The following is a 7,144-nucleotide window of genomic DNA, read 5'->3' on the forward strand; positions in this document are numbered from 1 at the left end:
CCCCTGTCGTCGACGGCGATGCCGGGCACCGGTGTCAGCTCGACGCCGGCGGAGCCCCGGCCGGGGGCCGGGCGCACAGTTCCGCAAGCGCCTCGGCCGTCACGGGCGAGACCGCTCCCTCCTCGGTGACGATCGCCGTCACCAGCTCGGGCGGGGTCACGTCGAACGCCGGGTTGTACGCCTGCGTCCCCAGCGGTGCCACCGGAATCCCGCCCGCCGCTCCCGCCGCCTGCGGCGCCGCCACCTCGGTCACCTCGAAGCCGGGACGCTGCTCGACCTCGATGGAGGCCCCGTCGGGAGTGTCCGGGTCGACCGTCGTCAGCGGCGCCACCACGATGAACGGCACATGGTGGTACCGGGCGAGCACGGCGAGCGGATAGCTCCCCACCTTGTTCGCCACCGAACCGTCGGCCGCGATCCGGTCCGCTCCGATCAGCACCGCGTCCACCTCACCCGCCGCGAACAGGGAACCCGCCGCGTTGTCCGTGAGCAGGGTGTACGCCATACCGCTGCGGGCCGCTTCGTACGCCGTCAGGCGAGCGCCCTGCAGCAGCGGACGCGTCTCGTCCACCCACAGCCGCCGCAGCCGGCCCGCCCGGTGCGCGGCGAGGGCCACCGCGAAGGCCGTGCCCTCCCCGCCCGACACCAGCGACCCGGTGTTGCAGTGGGTCAGGATCCGGTGCCCGCCCGCGGGCAGCAGCTCGTCCAGCAGCGCCAGACCATGGGCCGCCATCCGCGCGCTGGCCTCGGCATCCTCCTGGTGCAGCGCCCGCGCCGCGGCCAGCGCCGCCACGGCGGCCGCGGTGGGGTCTCCGGTCCGGGCCAGCGCCGCCTGGTGCGCGGCCTGCGCCCGGCGCACCCCGACGGACAGGTTCACCGCGGTGGGCCTGGCCTCTTCCAGTGCCCGCGCGGCCTCGGCCACGTCGAAGCCCCGCGCGGCGGCGAGCGCGACGCCGTACGCCCCCGCGATCCCGAGCAGCGGCGCGCCCCGCACGGCGAGCGAACGGATCGCCTCCACCAGCGCCGCCGCGTCCGTGCACACCAACTCGACCTCTTCGGCCGGAAGCCTCGTCTGATCAAGAAGGACCAGTACGGGACCTTCTGGGGGTTCCTCCCATCGGATCGCCGGTATCTCGGTCGGCCGCTTGTCCCCGCCGGTTCGCGCCTGCTGATCAACCATGCCGTCAGTCTGCCCCGGATCCGGCGGACAATTGAAGGAGTCCAGCCCCCACCGCGGCCGGTCCCCCGGTGACCAGCCCATGGCACGATGGCTGCCAACCTGCCGCCGCGACCGCGGACGGGCACCGAGAAGGAGCTTCGATGACTGACACTCCGGGCTGGGCCTCGCCCGGATCCGCCCCGTCGTCCGAGGGGCGGGAACCCGGTGCGTCCGGCCCCGCCGAGCCCGCGAACCGCCCCGGCCCCACCGAACCCGCGCCACAGCCGGGCTCGGACCCGCAGGGCCCAGGCTCGAAGTGGTCCAAGGAGCAGCCGCCGGCCGGCCAGTGGTCCGCGCCCACCGGTGCCCCCAGCCCCGACCAGGCCCCACCGCCCCCACCCCCCGGCCCGGGCTGGGGCGGCCCGCAGCCCGGCGGCCCCGGCGGCTACGGTGTCCCCGGCGGCGGATACGGCGGCCCCCCTCCCGGCTACGGCGGCGGTTACGGCACCCCGGCCGGCTACCCCGCCTGGGGCGGCGGCTGGGGAGGTCCCCCGCCGGCGGCCAAGCCCGGCGTCATCCCGCTGCGCCCGCTCGGCGTCGGCGAGATCCTCGACGGTGCCGTTTCCACCATGCGCACCTACTGGCGCACGGTCCTCGGCATCGCGCTGGCCGTCGCCGTCGTCACGGACACCTGCCTGGTCCTCGTCCAGGGCTTCTTCGTCAACGACGCCCTCGCGCGCACCTCGCTCGACGGCCGGACCGCCACCCTCGACGACGCCTACCAGTCCCTGCGCGATTCCATGATCGGCACCGGCATCGTCACGGTGATCTCCGCAGCCGCCGTCATCGTCGCCACCGCCCTGCTCACGACCATCACCAGCCGCGCCGTGCTCGGCAAGCCGGTCAGCACCGGCGAGGCCTGGCGCGAGGCCCGACCGCAGATCCCGAGGCTGGCCGGACTGCTCATCCTGCTCGGCCTGATCACCATCGGAGTGATCGTCGTCGGCGCACTGCCCGGCTTCCTGGTACTGCTGAGCGGCGGCAGCGACGCCGGCGGGGCCGCCCTGTTCGCCCTGGGCATCCTCGGAGCCGTCGTCGTCGCGGTGTGGCTGGCCATCCGCTACTACCTGGCCGCTCCCGCCCTGATGCTGGAACGCCAGAGCGTCACCAAGGCCATGAGCCGCTCCGCCAAGCTGGTGCGCGGCTCCTGGTGGCGCGTCTTCGGCATCCAGCTGCTCGCCTGGCTCATCGCCAACATCGTCTCGGCGATCGTCACCATCCCCTTCGCCCTCATCGGCGCCGCCGTCAGCGGTGACGGCATGGACGACTTCCTCGGCACCAGCGGCGGACACGTCGGCTGGGCGTTCCTGATCATCCGGGGCATCGGCTCCCTGATCGGCACCACGCTCACCCTTCCGATCAGCGCCGGCGTCACCGTGCTCCTCTACATCGACCAGCGCATCCGCCGCGAGGCCCTCGACCTCGAACTGGCCCGCGCCGCCGGCGTCCAGGGCTACAGCACCGGCGTCCCCGGCCGCGTCCCCGGGAGCTGATGCGGTGAGCCTCACGGGGGGAGTTCTCACGGCGGCGGTCCCACCGGGCGCCGGCACCACGGCCGCGTGTCGGCTGCTGCGTGCGACAAACCGGGTCGTGCTGGCGTCCGGTGGCTCGGGAGACGAGCCACCGGTGACCATCGGACGCGATCCCGCACGCGAGGCGGCCCGGCGCGAGCTGTCCAAGGGGATGTACCACGAGAACGACCCCAGCCTGCTCCAGCGCGCCCTGAACGCCTTCTGGGACTGGCTGGACCGGGCTCTCGGCACGGCCGCCTCGGCGACCCCCGGCGGCACGGTGGGCCTGGTCGTCGTCGTCCTGTTCGCCGCCGCCGTCCTGGCCGCCCTGTGGTGGCGCCTGGGCACCCCCCGCCGCCGGCCCACCTCGGCCGCCGTCCTGTTCGACGAGCGCCCCCGCAGCGCCGCCGAACACCGCGCCGCCAGCGAGGCCCACGCGGCCCAGGGCCACTGGAACCAGGCCGTCCAGGAACGCATGCGGGCCCTCGTCCGCTCCCTGGAGGAACGGGCCCTGCTCGACGTACGCCCCGGCCGCACCGCCGACGAAGCAGCCGCCGAGGCCGGACGCGTCCTCCCCGCGCACACGGACCGCCTGCGCGCCGCCGCCCATGCGTTCGACGACGTCACATACGGCGGGCGCACGGCCGGCGAGCCGTCGTACCACCGCCTCGCCGAACTCGACCGCGACCTGGAACACACCCGGCCTGCCCTCGCCAACAGCCCCGCAGACGCCACCACCAAGGCCCGGAACACCCGCCAGGGGGCCGCCGAGTGACCATCGAGGCCACCCCGAGGGCCACCTCCACCGCGCCCACCGGCCGCCAGGTGTGGACCCGGACACGGGGCATCGCACTCGCCGTCGTCCTGCTCCTGGCCGCGGCCGTCGCCATGGCCGCCGTACGCTCCACCACTCGGCACGGCGAACTGGACCCGCGCTCCACCGACCCCTACGGCAGCCGCGCCGTCGCCCAACTCCTCGCCGAGCGGGGCGTCTCCACCCGCGTGGTCACCACCCTGGGTGCGGCCCGCGCCGCCACCGGCCCGGACACCACCCTGCTCGTCGCCGTACCCGACCTGCTGACCCACCGCCAGCAGACCCGGTTGCACGCCGCGACCGCCTCCTCCGGCGGGCGGACCGTCCTCGTCGCGGCCGGCAGCTGGTCCGTCGAACGGCTCGCGCCCGGAGTCGCCGCGGACCCCGCCACCAGCGACAGCTCCACCCTCGACCCGGACTGCACGCTCCCCGAGGCCCGGCGCGCGGGCCCCGCCGACACCGGTGGCGTCCGCTACACCACCACCCGCCTCGACGCCGACTCCTGCTACCCCAGCGAACGCCTCGCCACCCTCCTGCGCGTCCCCGCGGTCTCCGGAGGCGGTGACACCATCGTGCTCGGCGCGCCCGACATCCTCTACAACGACCGCCTCGACGAGCAGGGCAACGCCTCGCTCGCCCTTCAACTCCTCGGCTCCCGCCCCCATCTGGTCTGGTACCTCCCCTCGCTGTCCGACGCCTCCGCCACCGAGAACGGCGAGCGGAAGAGCTTCCTCGACCTGCTTCCTTCGGGATGGCTCTGGGCCACCCTGCAGCTGTTCATCGCGGCCGTCCTCGCCGCCTTCTGGCGGGCACGCCGCTTCGGCCCCCTCGTGCCCGAGAATCTCCCCGTCGCGATCCGCGCCTCCGAGACCGCCGAAGGCCGCGCCCGCCTCTACCGCAACGCCAACGCCCGCGACCGCGCCGCCGCCGCTCTTCGCTCAGCCACCCGCACCCGCCTCGCCCCCCTCGTCGGCGTTCCCGTCACCCAGGCGCACACGCCCGAGGCCCTGCTTCCCGCCCTGTCCACCCACCTCGCCGGCGACGGACAGGCCCTGCACTCCCTCCTCTTCGGACCGCCGCCCGGCGACGACGCGGCTCTCATCGCTCTCACCGACCAACTCGACGCCCTCGAAAGAGAGGTACGCCGTTCATGACGGACCCGACCACTGACAACGCCGGGCAGAGCCGGGACGCGGGCACCGCCCGGGCCTCCCTGGAAGCCCTGCGCGCCGAGATCGCCAAAGCCGTGGTCGGCCAGGACCCCGCCGTGACCGGCCTCGTCGTCGCCCTCCTCTGCCGCGGACACGTACTACTTGAAGGAGTCCCCGGGGTCGCCAAAACGTTGCTCGTCCGCGCCCTCGCATCCGCACTCGAACTCGACACCAAACGCATCCAGTTCACCCCCGACCTGATGCCGAGCGACGTGACCGGCTCCCTCGTCTACGACACCCGCACCGCGGAGTTCTCCTTCCAGCCCGGCCCGGTCTTCACCAACCTCCTCCTCGCGGACGAGATCAACCGCACCCCGCCCAAGACCCAGTCGTCCCTGCTGGAGGCCATGGAGGAACGCCAGGTCACGGTCGACGGCACCCCCCGCCCGCTCCCCGAGCCGTTCCTCGTGGCCGCGACGCAGAACCCCGTCGAGTACGAGGGCACCTACCCCCTCCCCGAAGCCCAACTGGACCGCTTCCTCCTCAAACTGACGATCCCTCTGCCCTCCCGGCAGGACGAGATCGACGTCCTCACCCGGCACGCGTCGGGGTTCAACCCGCGCGACCTGCGCGCCGCCGGCGTACGCCCGGTCGCCGGACCCGCCGACCTGGAGGCGGCCCGCGCCGCGGTCGCCAAGACGACCGTCTCCCCCGAGATCACCGCCTACGTCGTGGACATCTGCCGCGCCACCCGAGAGTCGCCCTCCCTCACCCTGGGCGTCTCCCCGCGCGGCGCCACCGCCCTGCTCGCCACCTCGCGCGCCTGGGCCTGGCTGACCGGTCGCGACTACGTCATCCCCGACGACGTGAAGGCCCTGGCCCTGCCGACGCTGCGCCACCGGATCCAACTGCGTCCCGAGGCCGAAATGGAAGGCGTGACCGCCGACTCGGTCATCAACGCCATCCTGACCCACGTCCCGGTCCCCCGCTGATGGCACTCACCGGACGCGCCGCCCTCCTCGCGGCCCTCGGCTCGATCCCCGTCGGCGTCCTGGAACCGAGCTGGACGGGCATCCTGGCGGTCAACGGCCCGCTGGCCCTGGCCTGCGCCTGCGACTACGCACTGGCCGCGCCGGTACGCCGCCTCCAGCTGACCCGCTCCGGCGACACCTCCACCCGTCTCGGCGACACGGCCGACGTCACCCTCACGGTCACGAACCCGTCGCGCCGTCCGCTGCGGGCACGGCTCCGGGACGCGTGGCCACCCAGCGGCTGGCAGCCAGGCACGGAGATCGACGCCTCCCGGCACCGGCTGACCGTGCCACCGGGCGAACGCCGACGCGTGACGACCCGACTGCGCCCCACCCGCCGCGGCGACCGCCAGGCCGACCGCGTGACGATCCGCTCGTACGGCCCCCTCGGACTCTTCTCCCGCCAGGGCGCCCACAAGGTCCCCTGGACAGTACGGGTTCTGCCCCCGTTCACCAGCCGCAAGCACCTGCCGTCGAAACTCGCCCGATTGCGCGAACTCGACGGCCGCACCAGCGTGCTGACCCGCGGGGAGGGAACGGAGTTCGACAGCCTCCGCGAGTACGTCCCCGGTGACGACACCCGCTCGATCGACTGGCGAGCCACGGCCCGGCAGTCCGCCGTCGCCGTCCGCACCTGGCGCCCCGAACGCGACCGGCACATCCTGCTCGTCCTGGACACCGGCCGTACCTCGGCGGGCCGGGTGGGCGACGCCCCACGCCTGGACGCCTCCATGGACGCGGCCCTGCTGCTCGCGGCTCTCGCCTCGCGCGCAGGCGACCGCGTGGCACTGCTGGCCTACGACCGCCGGGTCCGCGCCCTGGTCCAGGGCCGCGCGGCAGGCGATGTGCTGCCTTCCCTGGTCAACGCGATGGCGACACTCGAACCGGAACTCGTCGAGACCGACGCTCGCGGTCTCACCGCCACCGTGCTCCGCACCGCGCCCCGCCGCTCCCTGATCGTGCTCCTCACGACGCTGGACGCGGCTCCGGTGGAGCAGGGTCTGCTTCCCGTGCTCCCACAACTCACTCAGCGCCACACTGTCCTGGTCGCCTCAGTGGCAGATCCGCACATTGCCCGTATGGCGCAGGCCCGGGGTAACACGGAGGCGGTGTACGAAGCAGCGGCGGCGGCTCAGGCGCAGAACGAGCGTCGACGCACTGCCGAGCAGCTCCGCCGTCATGGGGTGACGGTGGTGGACGCGACTCCGGAGGATCTGGCGCCGGCGCTCGCGGATGCTTATCTGGCTCTCAAAGCGGCGGGCCGGCTCTGAAAGACTTCGGCCCGTCGGTGTCCCCTCGGGGACTCCGAACGATCCCTGAACGCAGAAAACCCCCGCACCGAAGTGCGGGGGTTTCCTCAAAAATTGTTCGGCGGCGTCCTACTCTCCCACAGGGTCCCCCCTGCAGTACCATCGGCG

General features: G+C 73.8%; 6 protein-coding genes. 5 read left to right on the forward strand and 1 reads right to left on the reverse strand.

Going from position 1 to position 7,144, the window contains the following annotated elements:
* Window positions 1-34: 34 nt before the first annotated feature.
* Window positions 35-1,180: an S-methyl-5-thioribose-1-phosphate isomerase gene (gene mtnA / locus OO52_RS15365; protein WP_030651771.1), complete on the reverse strand. Its 1,146-nt coding sequence runs from the start codon at window positions 1,178-1,180 to the stop codon at window positions 35-37.
* Between the two features lie 140 nt (window positions 1,181-1,320).
* On the opposite strand from mtnA, the gene OO52_RS15370 reads away from it, so the two are divergent.
* From OO52_RS15370 to OO52_RS15390, 5 genes are all read left to right on the forward strand, one after another.
* A complete protein-coding gene (locus tag OO52_RS15370) occupies window positions 1,321-2,712 on the forward strand; it encodes a proline-rich domain-containing protein (protein ID WP_030651774.1) in 1,392 nt (463 codons plus the stop codon).
* A gap of 133 nt (window positions 2,713-2,845) precedes the next feature.
* Complete coding sequence (locus OO52_RS15375; protein WP_037630123.1) at window positions 2,846-3,505, forward strand: DUF4129 domain-containing protein; 660 nt, start codon at window positions 2,846-2,848, stop codon at window positions 3,503-3,505.
* Window positions 3,502-4,698 (forward strand): DUF4350 domain-containing protein, encoded by a 1,197-nt coding sequence (locus OO52_RS15380; RefSeq protein ID WP_030651789.1) that lies wholly within the window; start codon window positions 3,502-3,504, stop codon window positions 4,696-4,698. Before OO52_RS15375 ends, OO52_RS15380 begins: the two co-directional genes overlap by 4 nt.
* Window positions 4,695-5,687, forward strand: a complete 993-nt coding sequence (locus OO52_RS15385; protein ID WP_030651791.1) for an AAA family ATPase — start codon at window positions 4,695-4,697, stop codon at window positions 5,685-5,687. Before OO52_RS15380 ends, OO52_RS15385 begins: the two co-directional genes overlap by 4 nt.
* Window positions 5,687-6,997, forward strand: coding sequence for a DUF58 domain-containing protein (locus OO52_RS15390; protein ID WP_030651792.1), 1,311 nt, complete (start codon window positions 5,687-5,689; stop codon window positions 6,995-6,997). The genes OO52_RS15385 and OO52_RS15390 overlap by 1 nt, the downstream gene beginning before the upstream one ends.
* Window positions 6,998-7,144: the final 147 nt, after the last annotated feature.

This window comes from Streptomyces flaveolus (genome assembly GCF_000716535.1).
GTDB lineage: Bacteria > Actinomycetota > Actinomycetes > Streptomycetales > Streptomycetaceae > Streptomyces > Streptomyces flaveolus_A.